The sequence below is a fragment of the Psychrobacter sp. NPDC078409 genome (assembly GCF_050268505.1).
In the GTDB taxonomy this organism is placed as follows: domain Bacteria; phylum Pseudomonadota; class Gammaproteobacteria; order Pseudomonadales; family Moraxellaceae; genus Psychrobacter.
On record NZ_JBNNGW010000003.1, the window covers coordinates 548,048 to 565,587 of the forward strand.

General features: G+C 42.0%; 14 protein-coding genes. 9 read left to right on the forward strand and 5 right to left on the reverse strand.

Annotated elements, in window-relative coordinates:
• Positions 1 to 171 precede the first annotated feature (171 nt).
• From ACQKC9_RS08325 to ACQKC9_RS08340, 4 genes are all read left to right on the forward strand, one after another.
• Positions 172 to 774 (forward strand): YigZ family protein, encoded by a 603-nt coding sequence (locus ACQKC9_RS08325; protein WP_414559790.1) that lies wholly within the window; start codon positions 172 to 174, stop codon positions 772 to 774.
• 207 nt (positions 775 to 981) lie between these two features.
• Positions 982 to 2,079 carry a YheT family hydrolase gene (locus ACQKC9_RS08330; protein ID WP_427621343.1) on the forward strand — a complete coding sequence of 366 codons (1,098 nt, stop codon included), beginning with the start codon at positions 982 to 984 and terminating at the stop codon, positions 2,077 to 2,079.
• Positions 2,080 to 2,138: 59 nt separating this feature from the next.
• Complete coding sequence (locus ACQKC9_RS08335; protein WP_057757622.1) at positions 2,139 to 2,690, forward strand: acyl-CoA thioesterase; 552 nt, start codon at positions 2,139 to 2,141, stop codon at positions 2,688 to 2,690.
• A 177-nt stretch (positions 2,691 to 2,867) separates the two neighbouring features.
• Entirely contained in the window at positions 2,868 to 3,245 is a 378-nt protein-coding gene (locus ACQKC9_RS08340; RefSeq protein WP_102078217.1) for a DsrE family protein, read from the forward strand.
• A 125-nt stretch (positions 3,246 to 3,370) separates the two neighbouring features.
• Here the strand turns inward: ACQKC9_RS08340 and ACQKC9_RS08345 are convergent, their stop codons facing one another.
• Positions 3,371 to 4,279: an abortive infection family protein gene (locus ACQKC9_RS08345; protein WP_427621344.1), complete on the reverse strand. Its 909-nt coding sequence runs from the start codon at positions 4,277 to 4,279 to the stop codon at positions 3,371 to 3,373.
• A gap of 217 nt (positions 4,280 to 4,496) precedes the next feature.
• Here ACQKC9_RS08345 and ACQKC9_RS08350 point away from each other — a divergent pair, with 217 nt between their 5' ends.
• Complete coding sequence (locus ACQKC9_RS08350; RefSeq protein WP_427621345.1) at positions 4,497 to 5,540, forward strand: NAD(P)H-dependent flavin oxidoreductase; 1,044 nt, start codon at positions 4,497 to 4,499, stop codon at positions 5,538 to 5,540.
• 25 nt (positions 5,541 to 5,565) lie between these two features.
• On the opposite strand, the gene ACQKC9_RS08355 is transcribed toward ACQKC9_RS08350, so the two are convergent.
• Positions 5,566 to 6,285, reverse strand: a complete 720-nt coding sequence (locus ACQKC9_RS08355) for an aspartate/glutamate racemase family protein (RefSeq protein WP_427621346.1) — start codon at positions 6,283 to 6,285, stop codon at positions 5,566 to 5,568.
• Positions 6,286 to 6,628: 343 nt separating this feature from the next.
• Here ACQKC9_RS08355 and ACQKC9_RS08360 point away from each other — a divergent pair, with 343 nt between their 5' ends.
• The 3 genes from ACQKC9_RS08360 to ACQKC9_RS08370 all read left to right on the forward strand — a co-directional run bounded on the left by ACQKC9_RS08360 (position 6,629) and on the right by ACQKC9_RS08370 (position 9,305).
• Positions 6,629 to 6,883, forward strand: a complete 255-nt coding sequence (locus tag ACQKC9_RS08360; RefSeq protein WP_101204702.1) for a DUF2798 domain-containing protein — start codon at positions 6,629 to 6,631, stop codon at positions 6,881 to 6,883.
• 235 nt (positions 6,884 to 7,118) lie between these two features.
• Positions 7,119 to 8,096, forward strand: coding sequence for a zinc-binding dehydrogenase (locus tag ACQKC9_RS08365; RefSeq protein WP_427621347.1), 978 nt, complete (start codon positions 7,119 to 7,121; stop codon positions 8,094 to 8,096).
• Between the two features lie 192 nt (positions 8,097 to 8,288).
• Positions 8,289 to 9,305, forward strand: coding sequence for a YhdH/YhfP family quinone oxidoreductase (locus ACQKC9_RS08370; RefSeq protein WP_427621348.1), 1,017 nt, complete (start codon positions 8,289 to 8,291; stop codon positions 9,303 to 9,305).
• 130 nt (positions 9,306 to 9,435) lie between these two features.
• Here the strand turns inward: ACQKC9_RS08370 and ACQKC9_RS08375 are convergent, their stop codons facing one another.
• Together ACQKC9_RS08375 and guaA are read right to left on the reverse strand one after the other, a co-directional pair.
• On the reverse strand, positions 9,436 to 11,169 hold the full coding sequence (locus tag ACQKC9_RS08375) for a DUF262 domain-containing protein (protein WP_427621349.1): 1,734 nt from the start codon (positions 11,167 to 11,169) through the stop codon (positions 9,436 to 9,438).
• 230 nt (positions 11,170 to 11,399) lie between these two features.
• On the reverse strand, positions 11,400 to 13,010 hold the full coding sequence (gene guaA / locus ACQKC9_RS08380; RefSeq protein WP_057757585.1) for a glutamine-hydrolyzing GMP synthase: 1,611 nt from the start codon (positions 13,008 to 13,010) through the stop codon (positions 11,400 to 11,402).
• 694 nt (positions 13,011 to 13,704) lie between these two features.
• On the opposite strand from guaA, the gene ACQKC9_RS08385 reads away from it, so the two are divergent.
• Complete coding sequence (locus ACQKC9_RS08385; RefSeq protein ID WP_427621351.1) at positions 13,705 to 15,873, forward strand: YadA-like family protein; 2,169 nt, start codon at positions 13,705 to 13,707, stop codon at positions 15,871 to 15,873.
• Between the two features lie 201 nt (positions 15,874 to 16,074).
• Here ACQKC9_RS08385 and ACQKC9_RS08390 read toward each other — a convergent pair whose 3' ends face one another.
• Positions 16,075 to 17,235 (reverse strand): MalY/PatB family protein, encoded by a 1,161-nt coding sequence (locus ACQKC9_RS08390; RefSeq protein WP_427621353.1) that lies wholly within the window; start codon positions 17,233 to 17,235, stop codon positions 16,075 to 16,077.
• Between the last annotated feature and the right edge of the window lie 305 nt (positions 17,236 to 17,540).

Below are 17,540 nucleotides of genomic sequence, written 5' to 3' on the forward strand. Positions count from 1 at the left end.
TACCAGCCCTAAATCAGAAACTAACGACGCCAGCACTCAGCCGTGAGCGGCTCGTTATCTTCGATGGTTAGAAATGGTACTATAATGAAAAATTAAATGAACACTGTGCTCAATACAAAAGCCAGTGAAAGTCAGACCAGTTTAACATATCCAACCTAAGCCTGATGAAATATGAGCTATCAAACACTAAAACGTGCCGTTACCACGCGACTCGAAATTAAAAAATCTGAGTTTATTGCTTACGCCTATCCGGTGACCTCTCGCGAGCAAGCAATGTTTCACGTGGAACAACTACGCGAACAATATCCCGATGCCCGACATTTCTGTTGGGCATACATCATCGGTGATCCAGATAATACCACTAGTGCTGGTTTCGATGATGATGGCGAGCCAAGCGGTACGGCAGGCAGGCCAATATTAAATGTACTGCAGCATAAGTCGATCGGCAACGTTATTATCATTGTGGTGCGTTACTTCGGTGGTATCAAATTGGGTGCTGGCGGTCTTACCCGTGCTTATGCGGGCTCTGCTCAAGCGGCCGTCGACGAGATGATATTAAACCCTTATGTACCGATGACCCAGATTCAGATACTGGCCGAATTTGCGACTGAAGCGCAATGCCGCTATATGATAGAAAGCCTTGGCGGTCATATCGACGATGTCGCCTATAGTAAGCAAGTGACCTTAACCGCCACACTTGCTGAAGCAGATGTCGAAAATTTAAAAGCGCGCTTAGCAATGGATGGTCGAGTATTGGATAAACCAGAAGACTAAAAATTTCTGATTAACTACTCTCGTCGTAAATTTTGGACAGTTCTGTGTTCAATATATTTATTTGTTAGATTTTTCAGTAGTTGCTTTTCAGTAATCATGCGTTCACTGAAAATTATTGGTTTTCACAAGTACTGGCGTTATGATAAAAAAAAACCCTTATTACACTACTCTATTTGTTTTTCCACGATCATTAAATAAGACCAATATATGCCAACTTCAACCAAACCTTTTTCTCCAGCCCCTTTTAAGCCACCATTTTGGCTGACCAATCCACATCTGCAAAGCATCTTGCCCAAATTTTTTGCGCCAAAGGCACCGACCTACCGCCGCGTGGTCGAAAAAGACTCATTGGACGAGAGTGATATTGCCTATGACTTTTATGATGCGCATCCTGTAGAAGTGTCAAAAAATGGCGAGCTTGAGCAAACCCCATTGATTGTCTTATTCCACGGCATGGAAGGCAGTAGTGATAGTCATTACGCTCGCGCACTAGCGTACCAAATGCACGCGCAAGGCTGGCATTTTGTGGTGGCACATTTCCGTAGTTGCGGTGGTATTCCTGCTAGTGGCACAGTATTTTATAATGCAGGCGACACTGACGAGGTGCATCATGCGCTACAGAATTTGCGTGAGCAGTATGCCAATATCTATGCCGTTGGTGTCTCATTAGGAGGCAATGCACTGGCCAAATACATGGGCGAATATGAGGACAAAGTCCTATGTAAAGCTGCCGTTGTTATCTCCGCGCCAGTCGATATGTCTTCAGCTGCCATTACTATGCACAGCTTTTTGAGTCATCGTATCTATACGCCTTATCTGCTTAACCCAATTATCAAAAAAGCATTGGCAAACGATCTTACGCAAGATGAAATCAACTCTATCAAAGCTGCCAATCGTATCAGTGATTTCGATGACATCTTTACCGCGCCGCGTCACGGATATCGCTCCAAAAACGATTATTACCATACTGCATCCGCCATGCCGTATTTGCGCAACGTTACTCACCCTCTGCTACTCATTAGTGCAAAAGATGATCCTTTTATTGGCTTTACCGCTACCCCAAATGATGTCTCTGAGAGTGTCACTATCTTAGATACTGAGCACGGTGGACACATCGGTTATTTGCGTTATCGCTCAGACAACGGTCAGTCCAAAAGCAAATCGCCTGTCACCAATGATAAAGAGTCGAAGACTTCAAAATTCGATATTAACTGGATACCTGAAACTGTTAGCGCTTATTTTAATTGGATTGGCGTGGCTTCTACTAGCGAGTCTTCTCAGGATGTGGGCTCTGACAATAAATAATCACTGTCATCAATGACAAAATAATAACGCCAACGTTTATAACTTTTTGAGAGTGTTTTATGTACCCATTTATCCGTTATGCTAGCACCATCGCTCATGCTGCTCTAAAAGCAAAAAAGGGCGATACACTGACGTTTAAGGACACCAGTGAGATTCAGTTTCGCTGCCGCTTATCCGATATAGATAATTTTTTGGAGATGAATAACGGCCGCGTATTTACGCTTTATGATTTGGGTCGTATGGACTTTGCAGTACGGACTGGGCTTGGCAAGCAGTTGTTAAAACAACGCTGGGGTTTGGTCATCGCTGGCAGTACTATTCAATACCGTAAGCGTATTCGCGCCTTTCAAAAAGTCACGCTCAAGACCAAAATCGTCGGTATCGATGCGCGCTGGTTGTATATAGAGCAATCAATGTGGGTCAAGGGCCAGCCCTGCTCATCTGGACTACTGCGTACTGGTGTGACAAAGGGTGGTAGAGTGATCGATACGGCACAAGTACTGGCTGCGTTGGGTCAATCTGATTGGGATCTACCGCCAACGGGTTACGTAGCTGAGTGGATCAAAAGTGATGCTGATCGTCCGTGGCCGCCTGTTGATACAGCTGACTAACTTAATTTTATAAGCTAGAAACCCATTACTTTTAGCTTATTTAACAGATGGTATAAGCAACCAACCTTATAGCTACTATTCCATAACAACTCATTATATAAATACATATAATAAATGTTAGGATAGTAGTGAGTACATACTCAGACAAAACAAATATAGTCTTATAAGGAGAATAATATGGCTAATACAACAGATTATGTCGGTACGCTATTTGATAATAGCGAATCAAACCCAAGCAAAATTACCTTAGCGTTTACCATGGCAGGCGTGGCATTGAAAAAAGGTCATTCTGCTACTGTGATATTAATGGTGGATGCCGTACATCTGGCAAAACCAAACGCGCTAGACAATGTAGATATTGGCGATCCGTTTGAGCCAGCTGGTGAGTTACTAGAAGCCTTTATTGAAAAAGGTGGTCAAGTATTGGTCTGCGGCGCTTGCATGAAACACAACGGTGTAGAAGAGTCAGATATCGACAAGCGCTTTGAAGTGATTAGCGGTGATGATGTGGTTGAGCTACTGATGAATGCAAAAGGGTCTTTGCAGTTGAACTAAAATATAAGCAAAATTAGTTAATAAAGTTATAAGAATAGGTCAGTTTCTTAGTCATCGTTGGATGGCTTGAGAGCTGACCTATTTTTTACCTTCTAGGTGAGAAAACTTTCTTAAAAAGATAAATTTTAATTATCTTTTCTCATTTCATGCGTTTCTAGTAGATATATAGCTAAGGTAGATGATGCTCCAACTGCTAACTTAGCGTGTCTAGGTTGTAGACCTTTAAAATTACTATCTTTGCCATGACCACTACCATATTCGTTTCTAACCTCTGCAATGCCTTGGACAACAGCGGACAAACTACCTAGAATCTGTCTTATTGAGCTCGCTGCTTTTGCTTCATTAGATATATTATCAGGCGTAATTTTGAGCAGTTTAGTGGTTTCTTTCATTAACTTAGATAAATCCCAGCTTTTATTGTATTCTTCTTGCCTACTTTTAAAGATTGATTTACAAGCAGTTTCAATCAACTCTTTCGCTACTCCTATAGCCTGATAGGGAGAAGTTTCAATTGATGATTCCATTAAGTTAATCTGCTGAGAAACGTAATCAGCGTTAAAAATAACTCTAATCTCATTACTTTTTCTTTCAATCGATGTTTTTCCTGTGAATTTCATTTTTCCATTAAAAACTGGTCTACCAGATATATTGGTTGTTTCAACAATCTCGAACTCATCATGATACAAATTATCGTTAAGTACCTTTGCTATTCTTTCAACTTCCTTTTGATCTGTTCTTACCACTGGATGTATCATCAGACAGAGAAAGTTCAAAAGAGTGACATCATCACAATTTAATAAGTTAAACCTTGCATCACTAAATATCCAATCATCTTCCCAGTCATAATTATTAATTCTATGTTGCCATATGTCACCTATGGCATTTTCATACCTAGAGTCTGTAGAAGGCATACTTTCTAAATCATAAATTCTAGATAAAAACTCTGTTTCATCTAGCTTTCCTGCCCACCAAATATCTTCTATCTTCAAGATATCAAATATATTGCGTCGAGTAATTTGAGATATTTTATTCATTATTTATTTCAACTTTCTTTGGCTAGATATTTAGTAATCTCAAGTATATGTATTAATAAGCTTTAACTACAGTTTTATAGTCAAATATCTTAACTACAAAACCGTAGTCAAAACTCACTTTTCCTATTCAGCAACTAAATAAACACTATCCAACACGTGCACCGCCTTCCTCTGCTACAGTAAGCCATGTAAATATCCTAATAAAAAGGAACCATTCATGACCTTACTTGATACGCTTAATATCACCTACCCGATCATCCAAGCACCAATGGCAGGAGCAACCACACCTGAACTGGCAGCGACGGTCAGTAACTTTGGTGGACTGGGCTCATTAGGATCTGGCATGACTGCGCCAAATTTTTTGACCAGCCAAATTAATACCATTAAATCGCTCACCGACCGTCCTTTTATGATTAATCTCATGGTGTTATCTGAGTATGAGTCGAGCACCTTTGATACCGCAATTCCCGCTTGGCTGAGTGAGTACTACCAAGACAATAATATCAAATTTGCACTACCTGAACGCCCAGCGCAGAGCTTCGCAGAGCAGCTACAAGTGCTCTATGACAATCCCGTTCCTGTTGCCAGTTTTACCTTTGGCATTATCAGTGCTGAGCAAGTTCAGCGTCTGCAAAGTCTCGGTACGCGCGTCATCGGTACCGCCAATCATCCACTAGAAGCGAAAGCATGGGCAGATATTGGCGCAGATGCGGTATGTGTACAAGGGGTCGAAGCGGGAGGTCATCGCGGTGGTTGGTTACCGCAAAGTGAAAGCGATCCATTGGGATTATTGACTTTGATTGGCCAAACCCGCGCCTGTACTGATATTTCTTTGATTGCAGCAGGTGGCATTATGACGGGACAAGACATCAAATCAATACAAGCGGCAGGTGCTGAGCTTGCACAAATGGGGACGGCGTTTTTGACCACCGACCAATGCGGTATCAGTGATACTTATAAACAAGCCTTACTCGATGCCAGTCACAGCAGACGCAGCTCAGAGACACGCTTAACTCGATTATTCTCAGGTAAGCTCGCTCGTGGTTTATTAAACGATTATCTACGTGATTTTGCTCAATTTGAGAGTGCAGATGAGCTACCGCCCTACCCACAATTAAATGCCATGTCCAAATCTATGCGAGCTCATGCGTCTCAGAATATGGATGCAGAACATCAATCTTTATGGGCAGGACAAGGGATAACTTTGGTCAAACAAGAGAGCACGCTTGAACTGCTTGAGCGAGTGGTAAAAACGTTATAGGCTTAAATATTTTTATCAGTCCGAACTACTCTAACAAAAAATCTACCGCCGCAGCTGCATGAATAGCTGTGGTATCAAATACAGGTATCGGGCTATCAACCTGTTTAATAAGTAGACCAATCTCTGTGCAGCCCAAGATCACACCCTCTGCCCCTTGCGCTGCCAAATCTTTAATCACTTGACGATAATACTCTCGAGAGCTGTCTTTAAACTCACCGACACACAGCTCTTTTTTGATAATGCGATGTACTTCTGCTCTCGCCTCATCTTCTGGTATCAATACTTGTAAATCCGCATCAATAAGACGCTGCTTATAAAAATCTTGAGTCATCGTAAACTGAGTACCAAGTAAGGCTATTTTAGTAAGATTTTGTTTTTTGATAGCATCAGTAGTCGCATCAGCGATATGAGTCAACGGCAAGTCTGTGGCGGAGCGCACGTCATCGACCAGTTTGTGCATCGTGTTAGAGGCAATCATGATTCCTTGTACGCTAGCTGCTTGTAGACGCTGAGCACTGCTAGCCATTATCATACCTAGCTCGTCCCATCTGCCTTGCTCCTGTAACGTATTGATCAACGCAAAATCCACACTATGAATCAACAAATCTGCTGAATGTAGTCCGCCAAGCTGATGCTTGATACCTTCATTAATCAGACGATAATAGCTCTCGGTACTCTCCCAGCTCATACCACCGATGATTCCTAATGTTTTTTGTTGAGACCCTCTTTGTTCTTGAACTGCCATACTATACTCCTAGTTGTTTCTGGTCTTAGTTATAGTAAGTTATCGTAGCAAAACCGACTGCTGAGAACGCACTATTTCTAGAGATATTCCTTTTAGAAATAACATCTTAAAAAGTTTTAAAATACTGCCTTAAAGACAATGATTATATTAATAACATATCGCAAACCCTACCATTAATAATAACGATTTTACCTACTCATTTTCGAAGCGTATCATGTGCCCTCGTAGCCAACTATCTTGTCAGTTACGCTTATTTATTACCGCATAATTATATTCGTGCCATACGCCAGCATCATAGGCTGAGCGTCATTAATTGCTATCATCCTGTAGGACACCAAATACTATGACCAACTTCCCCACTATCAGAATACGCATTCGTCGCAAGCTCTATCGCCTTATCTTTACAGGTCTGATGGCGATGATGATGTCGCTTATTATCTCGTCAGCGCTATTATTGGTAAAAGTAGGCTACGTTGATGGCTTTTTTACAGAATTGATGCATTCTTGGGGATTGGCCTTTATCTTTGCGTGGCCAAGTGCATATATTTGCGCCTATCTAATACAAGAGCATGTACTGAGCAGGATAGAGTTTTATTGAATACTACTATGCGCTACAGCATGATTCCCAATAATATCGTTATCTTAAATTTGCCATGATTGTGCAATGTCCTCATCAGTAAGCAACAACGTTACTTAACCAAAAAAGTACTGATAACAATCCATCAAAGTTGCTACTGTTATTAGCTGATTGCACTCTTTCTTCGAGTGTCCATCACCGACAGACAATCAAATAACTAGAATACGATTATTAAAAATAAACAAAGGAAATCATCATGCGTAGTGCTATTCATAACAGTTTTGGCAAACCCTCCAACGTATTGAGCGTTGGTGACAGCCCCATGCCGCAGCCTGCGGCCAACGAAGTCCGCATCAAAACCATCCTCTCCCCTATCCATAACCATGACTTGCTAACGGTAAGTGGTCAATATGGCTATAAGCCTGAGATGCCAGCCATCGGTGGTAGTGAAGCGCTAGGTATTATCGATGCTGTGGGCGATGACGTCACAGACCTAAGCGTCGGCCAGCGTGTGGCTTGTGCCAGTGTGCATGAGACGTGGGCGGAGTATTTTGTTGCACCTGCCAGCATGGTATTTAACATGCCTGATAGCATCGAAGACGAGTTGGCTGCCCAGCTGATCGCTATGCCGCTGTCTGCCCTAATGCTATTAGAGTTCCTAAAAGTAGATAAAGGTCAATGGATTATTCATAACGCGGCAAACGGCGCGGTGGGTAAAACGCTTGCGATGCTAGCAGCAGCACGCGGTGTAAATACGATTAACCTCGTACGTAGTAAAGACGCGATAGAAGAGCTGACCTCGCTCGGTATCAAAAACAATGTCGTCACAGCTGATGATGACTGGAAAGACCAAGTTCGCGCCATCATCGGCGATAACAAGATCACAGCAGCCGTCGATTCAGTCGGTGGTGAATCGAGCAATGAGCTACTATCGTTACTTGGCAGCAAAGGCACGCTGGTCTCATTTGGTATCATGTCAGGCAAACCAATGGCACTAGACGCTGGCAGCTTGATCTTTAAGCAAGCCGTTGTAAAAGGTTTCTGGGGCAGTAAAACCAGTCAAGAAATGGATCTTGAAAACAAACAACGTCTAATCGATGAGCTACTAGAGCGTGCTTCGAATGGCGATCTAAAACTCCCTATCGAAGCCATTTATAGTCTAGATGACATTACAACTGCCGTATCTGGAAAAGTACAGTCAAGCAAAAAAGGTAAAGTTATCCTAAAACCTTAAGTGATATTCTAACCTTGCATTGATTGTCATTAAAGGCATCATAAATATGAAAAGTCCATTTGTATTACTCGTTAGATAATACTATGGGCTTTTTTATTTTAACCATGCTGTTGTCATGATGATTTCAAAGTAATTAGTTTCATCAGCAGTTACCTATCAACCCAAATAATAATATTTAATAAGGATATAGCTATGTCAAACGATACAACATTCAAAGCCTTAGTTGTCGAAGAAACCAGCGATGGCGAATTCAAAAAAAGCATTCAAGAGCGCAAAGTCAGTGACTTGCCAGAAAATGATTTGCTCATCGAAGTGCATTATTCATCGTTAAACTTTAAAGATGCGATGTCAGCCACTGGTAATAAACGAATCACCAAACAGTACCCGCATACCCCAGGTATCGACGCAGCTGGCGTGGTCGTCAGTGATAAATCAGGCACGTTTAGCGCAGGACAAGAGGTATTGGTATTCGGCTATGATCTCGGTATGGACACAGATGGTGGTCTCGGTCAAATGATCTCAATCCCCGCAGAGTGGGCGCTACCTTGCCCAGAAACGCTGACACTAAAAGAAGCAATGACCTACGGTACAGGCGGCCTAACCGCAGCACTGAGTGTCCAAAAGTTAGAAAAAATGGGTGCAAAACCAAGTGATGGCCCAGTTGCTGTGACTGGCGCAACAGGCGGCGTAGGTACGATCAGTATCGCTATCTTAAAGCAGCTCGGCTATGACGTGATTGCATTCTCAGGTAAGCCAGAACAAAGCGAGCATTTAAAAGAGCTTGGCGCAAGCGAAGTACGTCATCGCGATACCATCAATGAAATCGGTAACAAACCTGTCGGCCGTGAGCTATGGGCAAACGCCATTGATACCATCGGTGGTGATTACCTATCTAACTTGCTCAAACAAACCAAAGCGGGTGGCGCGGTGACGAGCTGTGGTCTAGCAGGTGGCGCTGAGTTTTCGATGACGGTCATGCCGTTTATCACTAGAGCGGTATCATTATTGGGTATCGACTCGGTCTATATTCCACTAGCAGATAAAGAAGCCATCTGGAAACGTGTCGCCACTGATATGAAACTGCCTAATCTTGAAAGCTATGGTGAAGAGATTACACTTGAGCAAACGCCAGAATACCTAGATCGCTTTATGTCGAGCAAAGTGGTTGGGCGTTATGTGGTGAATGTGAAGGGTCAGGTCTTGGTTTAAAACTAATTTTCGTAAAAAAAGCAGCATCTCTTTTGAGGTGCTGCTTTTTTATTTTCTAAAAATCATTAATTACTGCTATTACTACTAAGGTAAGAATTACTTTGATTTTAAATTCATAATGCTACGAGCATTAACACCACCACTTCCTTTCCATATACTTCATTAGTTCTTCAGTTCTAGCTTCAATATCTTTTTTATTGAATTGATTACTGTATGTAATTTCTGTCGCTAGCAGTTTAGTCATCTTGAATTTGCTCTTGTCATAAAAACTAATTTTTTCAAGTATATTCCTATTTTTTACTGAACTGTTAATACTTTTCTCAAGTAATGTTAAGTTTCCCATTGTATCTTTAAACTCTAAATATTCTTCTTCACTCTGAAAACCGTGCGTATCTAGAGAAAACTTAGGTGTTTGAGAGAGTATATGCTCTACTGTCAAACTTTTTGTTTTCACAAAATCTTTTAAGTCTTCTAATTCATGTCGGAAGCTTGATAGAAATTCTGAGTAATCAAGTAATATAAATGGTAGAACAGCCTTACTTCTTTTGTATACAGATCCTAATAAATTATTTCTAAACTCACTTTCACTCATCCATCTACTGTTGAACCACGTCAAATCATCTCTAATCTGATCATCTATCAAATTTTTACTATGATTGTATTTGTAAACAAATCTAGCCATATCAGATTTAGGATCTGTACCTCTTATCTTGTACACTCTTACATCTATAATTTCTATTAAGTCTAAGAAATTATAGGCACAGTTGTTATCTGTAAATAGTTTATTCTCTAGTCGTTTTTGACCATTCAGTACTGTTATTAAAGGATATAGAGTAGGAGACAAACCTAATATTGAAAATATTTTAAAATATCTTTCGTCAGTATTAGTTTTTTGGATTACTTCGTTTAGCGAGTCGAAAAATCCAAGCAAACTCTCTACATAATTTTTAATAAAGCTTTCAAGATTGATATTATCATTTTCAACCTTTCGTAACTTTTTAAGCTCATTCTTTAGATACTGCAATATATAACTTGCTGTTGGATCATAATTTTCTCTACTGAAAGTAACAAAATGATAGCGCATTATATTATCTTCTGTAAACTCTCCGTAGCGACCTGAGATTAAGTCGATGTTGTTAAGTTGTCCAGTAAGTTTAATTTGATCGTATAATTCAAAGATACTCCCAAAATCTTCATTTATCGAGCTATCAAGTGATCCACCTAAATAACGATTCGAGAAATATACTAATAAGCTTTTTGTCTTTTCCATATTCGTTAAGGGTTTGCCACGGTCATTAACTGTTTGGAATATGCGTATAGCATCTCCTTCACTTTCTTCGACAAACTCCATAATTTGCAGATTTTCAATACTTTCTAAATATACCTTTGGTGAAGTAGTTTTTAGAATATGTTCAAACATATCCATGATCTCTTGATATGCTTCTATGAGTAACCTTTGGCTTCTATTTATAGGATTCAAGCTTGCTGCTCCATTCTTTAACAGCTCTTTGAAAAAATCCTTTTCTCTACCTAAAGGAGCCAATCTATAGTAATCACCTTCTCTGATATAGAATCTACGATAATACATTGCATCTTCATCATCCATATGAGAAATTAAAGCATGAATTATCATCGTTATAGTAGTAATCCGCTGTTGACCATCTACTACGTAAAAATAATCGTTCCTATCAGTCTTTGATAACACAATAGTTCCAATATAATGATTTGCTTTTACTTCAATAGCTTCCTGTATATCTTCAAAAAGGTCTCTCACATTACTTTTTTCCCAAGCATAACCACGTTGATACTTCGGGATTTCAAAAAACTTACTGTTAAAGAACTCTTTTATTCTTTTATTAGCCATTTTATATAACTCTTAGTTAGTTGATTTTAATATAGTACCTTGCTATTGCTCTTAACTGTATAAATAAAAAAAACACCCAACCAAGTTGAGTGTTTTTTATTTATAACAAGCTGTATATCAATTCAAAAAATTTGAGTAGCGAGGAAAACGAGTAATAGTACTACATCAAGTAGGCTGAACGAGTTTGACGACGCTAATCAGGTTTTTAATTTGATAGCTTTTATTAATTGTTATTCCCATTCAATCGTAGCTGGCGGCTTGCTCGACACATCATAAGTCACGCGAGATACCTCAGCGATTTCATTCATAATGCGATTCGATACCGTTTCGATTAAATCATACGGCAGATGCGCAAAGCGAGCCGTCATAAAGTCTACGGTTTCAACCGCACGTAGCGCGATTACCCATGCATAGCGGCGGCCATCGCCGACCACGCCGACAGATTTAATTGGTTGGAATACCGCAAATGCTTGTGCAGTCTTGTCATACCAGCCTGAACGCTCAAGCTCTTGCATAAAGATTGCATCAGCCAAACGCAAGATATCCGCGTATTCTTTTTTGACTTCACCAAGGATACGCACGCCCAAACCTGGACCTGGGAACGGATGACGATAGATCATTTTGGCTGGTAAACCCAAGGTAATACCAAGCTTACGTACTTCGTCTTTGAACAAATCACGTAACGGCTCAATCAGTTTAAATGCCAAGTCATCTGGCAAACCGCCTACGTTATGATGACTCTTAATCACGTGAGCTTTGCCTTGATGCGACTTGGCAGACTCGATCACGTCTGGGTAAATCGTACCCTGTGCCAAGAATTCAACGACTTTACCATCGCTCTGCTCACTCACTTGACGCGCGCTATCAGCGAATACGTCGATGAAGGTTTTGCCGATGATTTTACGTTTTTTCTCTGGATCAGACTCGCCTGCTAGCGCATCTAAGAACAAATCTTCTGCATCAACACGGATGACTTTTACACCCATGTTTTCTGCAAAGATTTGCATCACTTGGTCACCTTCATGCAGACGCAATAGACCGTTATCGACGAACACACAGGTCAGCTGATCGCCGATTGCTTTGTGCAATAGCGCGGCAACGACTGAACTATCGACACCGCCCGATAGACCTAGCAATACTTGCTTGTCACCGATTTGCTCTTTTAGCTGTGCGATACGCATATCAGCGATATTGTCTGGCGTCCACTCACCTGCACATTCGCAGATTTGATGCACGAAACGACCAAGCAGCGCTTGACCTTGTAGCGTATGCGTGACTTCTGGGTGGAACTGTAGGCCGTAGTATTGCTTGTCATCATTGGCCATAATCGCGATCGGACAGCTTGGCGTGCTAGCGATGATGTCAAAGCCTTCAGGTACTTCGATGACCTTGTCACCATGACTCATCCAAACGTTTAGCTTGGCAGCCGCGCCGTCAGTCTTGCTGTCTTCGATACCGTCAGTCAGCTGCGAGTGACCATTTACTTCGATAGTCGCTGCACCAAACTCATGAATATCACTGGCATGAACTTGCCCGCCGAAACGATCTGCCATCGCTTGCATACCGTAGCAGATACCTAGTACTGGCACGCCTAGATCAAATACCGCATCGTTAATACGTGGGCTGTTTTCTGCGTGGACGCTCTCAGGGCCACCTGACAAGATGACGCCTTTTGCGCCAAAATCGATGATGCGCTGAGTGTCGATATCATAAGGGAACATCTCACAAAACACCCCAGAATCGCGCACACGGCGAGCGATTAACTGGCTATATTGCGAGCCAAAATCGAGGATTAAGATGCGATCTTCTTTGATTGCAGGAGTGGCAGCAGCAGTGGTCATAAATCGATATCCATCAATAGATAAATTGGTGCCCTATTTTAACAAGTTTACGCACTGTAAGGGTTACTTCCTCCGCAAAATTTCGTTATTCAATAGGTTTTTTATCAGAAACTGCCTAATCAAGCTTATGAATACTCTTAACTAGCCTGATAGGCGCTCATTTTTTACTAGCAACTTTCTACTAATCACGTAAACAGCCTATAAAATTTGCACTAGTCTTCAACCCCAATCGCTTAATTACAGTACCACCTGATTTAGGATGCTAATTAGTCAACAATCATCTAAAAATACTGCAACTATAAGACTTTACGAAATCACTTTCATTGTTCTAGTTCATGATACAACCACTTGAATTAACACTTACTCTTCAAGGTTCATGAAGTAAATCTATTTAATATCATATCATATTGAAACAATAGAAAAATATTAATCGATTTTTATTACGGAGCAGTGTACATTATTAATTAGTTCTTACTAATGCAGATACAATCTGCGCTTTTAGATACAAAGTCGCATTGTTCTGACGATAGTTAAAAGTGACTTTATTAACGACTGTTTAACAAAACTTTGTAAGGTCAATTGTTAAGTTATCTGGCAGTAAAGTTATTTTAGACTGACGAATAGTGCAAACACCTCTTTCAATACCCACTGAACCAACCTAGAGCCTTTAGGGCCTTAAAAAAGGATAAAAATTATGGAAATGGAGTTCTCGAAACGCTCAGCACTTAAGCTTAGCTCACTCACTTTGGCGGTTGCCGCAGCAACACTAACCTCAGTCTCTGCATTTGCTGATGCAACGCCAGACTGTAATGCAGGCACTGACGCAACTGCTCTAGAGTGCGGTGTTAATTCTACTGCAACAGGTGTGGATGCCCTTGCTGTTGGTACAGACTCAGCTGCAACAGGTAACTCTACTACGGCAGTTGGTGGCGAGTCAGTGGCGACTGGTCCAGGAGCAACCGCTATCGGTTGGCAAGCAGTTACTGCTGGCAATCGATCAACTGCATTAGGGCATCAGACCTCTGCAATCGGTATTCAGTCAGTTGCTGTCGGTGAAGATGCAAGCGCAACAGGCAATGGTGCAATCGCGATTGGTGGTAATAACGATGTCAATAATGATGGTACTTTAGACGAAGACGGTGTTGGCTCAAATGCCAATGGTAATGACGCTGTGGCAATCGGTGCTGGTGCTAGTGCGCAAGGCAACTCTACTACGGCAGTTGGCGGCGAATCAGTAGCCACTGGTCCAGGCGCAACTGCTATTGGTTGGCAGTCAAGCGCAAATGCTGAACGCGCTCAAGCTTTCGGTCACTTGGCCCAAGCGAACGGCGAACGCTCTACCGCAGTGGGTGAGGCAGCAATAGCAGGCGGCACTAATGATACAGTTGCCATTGGTAACCAAGCCAATGCTGGTATGAACTCGGCCACCGCAGTCGGCGGTCAAGCCAATGCTGCAGGTTTAGGGTCTACTTCCGTAGGCTGGCAGTCAGCAGCTACTGGCGAACGTGCGCAGGCATTTGGTCATCTAGCAACCGCCCAAGGCGAGCGATCATTAGCCATTGGTGAAAACGCTGACGCGCAATCTGGCTTCGCTACCGCTATCGGTAACGAATCAATTGCTAACGGTGTGGATGCTCTAGCAGTAGGTGATGCAGCCAATGCAACTGGCAATTCTACTACGGCAGTTGGTGGCGAGTCAGTAGCGACTGGTCCAGGAGCAACGGCTATCGGTTGGCAATCAGGCGCAAATGCTGAACGTGCGCAAGCATTCGGTCATTTGGCTCAAGCGAACGGTGTGCGTTCAACCGCCGTAGGTGAAGCTGCGCAAGCACAAGGCGAACGCTCGGTGGCACTAGGTAACGAATCAGTCGCTGGTGGCACTAATGATACAGTCGCGATTGGTAACCAAGCCAATGCTGGTATGAACTCAGCCACCGCAGTCGGTGGCCAAGCAAACGCCGCAGGTTTAGGGTCTACTTCAGTAGGTTGGCAATCAGAAGCCACTGGCGAACGTGCGCAAGCATTTGGTCACTTAGCATCAGCGACTGGTTTACGCTCAACAGCAGTCGGTGAAGCAGCTAGCGCCGAATCAGATAATGCCGTCGCTATTGGTAATAACTCAGTAGCGTCAGGTTTAGATGGTGTAGCGATCGGTGGGGATAGAAGCGGTGTTCGTCAAACCACAGCTTCTGGTACCTCTTCAACTGCGGTTGGTGCTCAAGCTCAAGCAACGCAAGCGGGAGCTAGCGCAATAGGTTGGCAATCAACCGCTAGTGCTGAACGTGCGCAAGCTTTTGGTCATTTAGCTTCTGCAACAGGCGTACGTTCGACCGCTGTTGGTGAAGCCGCAATGGCACAAGGCGCAGGATCTATCGCACTAGGCAACCAATCCACTGCTAGTGGTTCAAACGGTATTGCTATCGGTAACGGTGCTTCTGCTGCAAATGATGACCAAATTATCTTGGGCAGTACAGGTCAATTACAAGCGAGCACTGCGTCACAATCTGGGACTACCAGTATCGTGACAGCTGATGCAAACGGTACATTAGGTACCAGTAGTATAGACTCATTTGCAAGCGCTAGACAGTTCAACGATTTGCGTAGTCAGTACAATCGTCAAGAAGATCGTTTGGATGAAGCAGAAGACGGTATTGCCATGGCATTGTCGATGGAGACACCGGTTATTCCTTCAGGCAAGAAATATGCAATGACTATCGGTACCGGCTACTACAACAGTAGCACTGCGATCAGCGCATCGTTTGCTGGACGAGTAAGTGACAGTGTTACCATTTCGACAGGCGCTGGTTTTGGTACTGATACTGGTAAAGTAGGCGCACGTGGCGGCGTTACTTTTGCTTGGTAAGTAACTTATAAGTATTTGTTTAAACCATTGGTTTATACAGACAAAGCAAAAACCATTAATACAAGCCCAATAAAAACCCCGCAATTGCGGGGTTTTTATTTGCTCAAATATAATCAAGCCTATAAGTAGAAAGCTAATCTAACTTTCAGACTAGTGGATAAATGCACATGTTTAACTTACATTTTATATCTGTTTGATACTCTATTTGAGAATAGCTTCAAAGGCTGTACACATACGATTTAACCCTTCTATCAATACTTCTTTAGGGCAAGCCACATTCAAACGCATTTTTAAATGTCCTTCCTCGCCATATTTAATGCCAGCATTAAGCTCAACTTTAGCAGCTCTAAGCGCATCATACAGCGCCTGATCGTCTTGACTATACGCTGAGCAATCTAGCCAGATTAGGTACGATGCTTCTGGGCGCATGATTTTAATATCAGGCAAATGCTCATTTAAAAACTGAACGGTCAATTCAATATTGGCTTCGATATAACTAAGCGCCTGCTCTAGCCACTCACCGCCGTGCTCGTAAGCACTACGCATGGCTGTATACGCAAATAGATTTAGCTCGTACTCATCATTTAACTGCTGCTGCTGACTGATTTTTTTAATTAGCGCCTTATCTTTAGCAAATATCATAGAGCCTTTGATACCTGCGATATTAAAGGTTTTGGTCATCGAAGTCAGGCTGACTACGTTGTGCTCATAGCCTTCTGCCAGCGTCAGAAATGGTGTAAACGTATGACTAGTCAAGGTCAAATCTTGATGAATCTCGTCACTAACAATCGCCACGTTGTGCTTTTTACAAATCGCAAGTAGCGCTTCCAGCTCGTTCCTCGTCCATACGCGACCACCAGGATTATGTGGATTGCACAGTAGATAAAGCTTAACCTCATGCTCGATGATTTTGGCTTCGATATCAGCCAAATCTAAATGATATTTACCTTCGACTTCCTTCAGTGTAGAAAGTACAAGCTTGCGGCCATTTTGCTCAACCTTGCTCATAAAAGGCGTATAGATAGGATCGTTGACCATTACAGCCTCGCCTACATTGGTAAAGACATTCATCATCAGCGCTAGGCTTGGCACGACACCAAGGGAAAACAAGATATTTTGCTTCTCTAACTGCAAGTCATAACGACTGCCATGCCACTTCATAATCGAGTTATATAAAGCGTCAGTAGGTTTGGTATAACCCAAGATGCCATGCTGCATGACTTGCTCAACCGCACTTAATATCGGTGTGGCAGCCTTAAAATCCATATCTGCTACCCATAGCGCAATCGTGTCATCGCTATAGTGCCACTTGAGTGAACCGGTATCGCGTCTGTCGATTATTTCATCAAAGTTATATTGCATTGGTACTCTTCTTATTTGGAATAATAATGGTTTGGAACGTAAAAAATACAGCGCAATATATGCATTGTATTATCAATATACGCTACGCTATCTGCTCTAGTAGATTAAGGCGCATTCAATTTTTCACAAAGAATTAAAGTATTTTTAGACCTTAATTATCCATTTATCGGCTTAAATAACCGTCAAAGATATAAAGTAAACTTTATTTCAATAATGATTAAAAATTAATGCTACATTAAGGTTTCGGACTCTATCTATGATAAAGTTATTTATGCCAAAGTGCGCTGATGTTGCCATGATTATAA

Excerpts from the sequence above, each read along its gene's own strand:
- ACQKC9_RS08325 (WP_414559790.1), top strand. The coding sequence starts at position 172 with ATGAGCTATCAAACACTAAAACGTGCCGTTACCACGCGACTCGAAATT.
- ACQKC9_RS08330 (WP_427621343.1), top strand. The coding sequence starts at position 982 with ATGCCAACTTCAACCAAACCTTTTTCTCCAGCCCCTTTTAAGCCACCA.
- ACQKC9_RS08335 (WP_057757622.1), top strand. The coding sequence starts at position 2,139 with ATGTACCCATTTATCCGTTATGCTAGCACCATCGCTCATGCTGCTCTA.
- ACQKC9_RS08340 (WP_102078217.1), top strand. The coding sequence starts at position 2,868 with ATGGCTAATACAACAGATTATGTCGGTACGCTATTTGATAATAGCGAA.
- ACQKC9_RS08345 (WP_427621344.1), bottom strand. The coding sequence starts at position 4,279 with ATGAATAAAATATCTCAAATTACTCGACGCAATATATTTGATATCTTG.
- ACQKC9_RS08350 (WP_427621345.1), top strand. The coding sequence starts at position 4,497 with ATGACCTTACTTGATACGCTTAATATCACCTACCCGATCATCCAAGCA.
- ACQKC9_RS08355 (WP_427621346.1), bottom strand. The coding sequence starts at position 6,285 with ATGGCAGTTCAAGAACAAAGAGGGTCTCAACAAAAAACATTAGGAATC.
- ACQKC9_RS08360 (WP_101204702.1), top strand. The coding sequence starts at position 6,629 with ATGACCAACTTCCCCACTATCAGAATACGCATTCGTCGCAAGCTCTAT.
- ACQKC9_RS08365 (WP_427621347.1), top strand. The coding sequence starts at position 7,119 with ATGCGTAGTGCTATTCATAACAGTTTTGGCAAACCCTCCAACGTATTG.
- ACQKC9_RS08370 (WP_427621348.1), top strand. The coding sequence starts at position 8,289 with ATGTCAAACGATACAACATTCAAAGCCTTAGTTGTCGAAGAAACCAGC.
- ACQKC9_RS08375 (WP_427621349.1), bottom strand. The coding sequence starts at position 11,169 with ATGGCTAATAAAAGAATAAAAGAGTTCTTTAACAGTAAGTTTTTTGAA.
- guaA (WP_057757585.1), bottom strand. The coding sequence starts at position 13,010 with ATGACCACTGCTGCTGCCACTCCTGCAATCAAAGAAGATCGCATCTTA.
- ACQKC9_RS08385 (WP_427621351.1), top strand. The coding sequence starts at position 13,705 with ATGGAAATGGAGTTCTCGAAACGCTCAGCACTTAAGCTTAGCTCACTC.
- ACQKC9_RS08390 (WP_427621353.1), bottom strand. The coding sequence starts at position 17,235 with ATGCAATATAACTTTGATGAAATAATCGACAGACGCGATACCGGTTCA.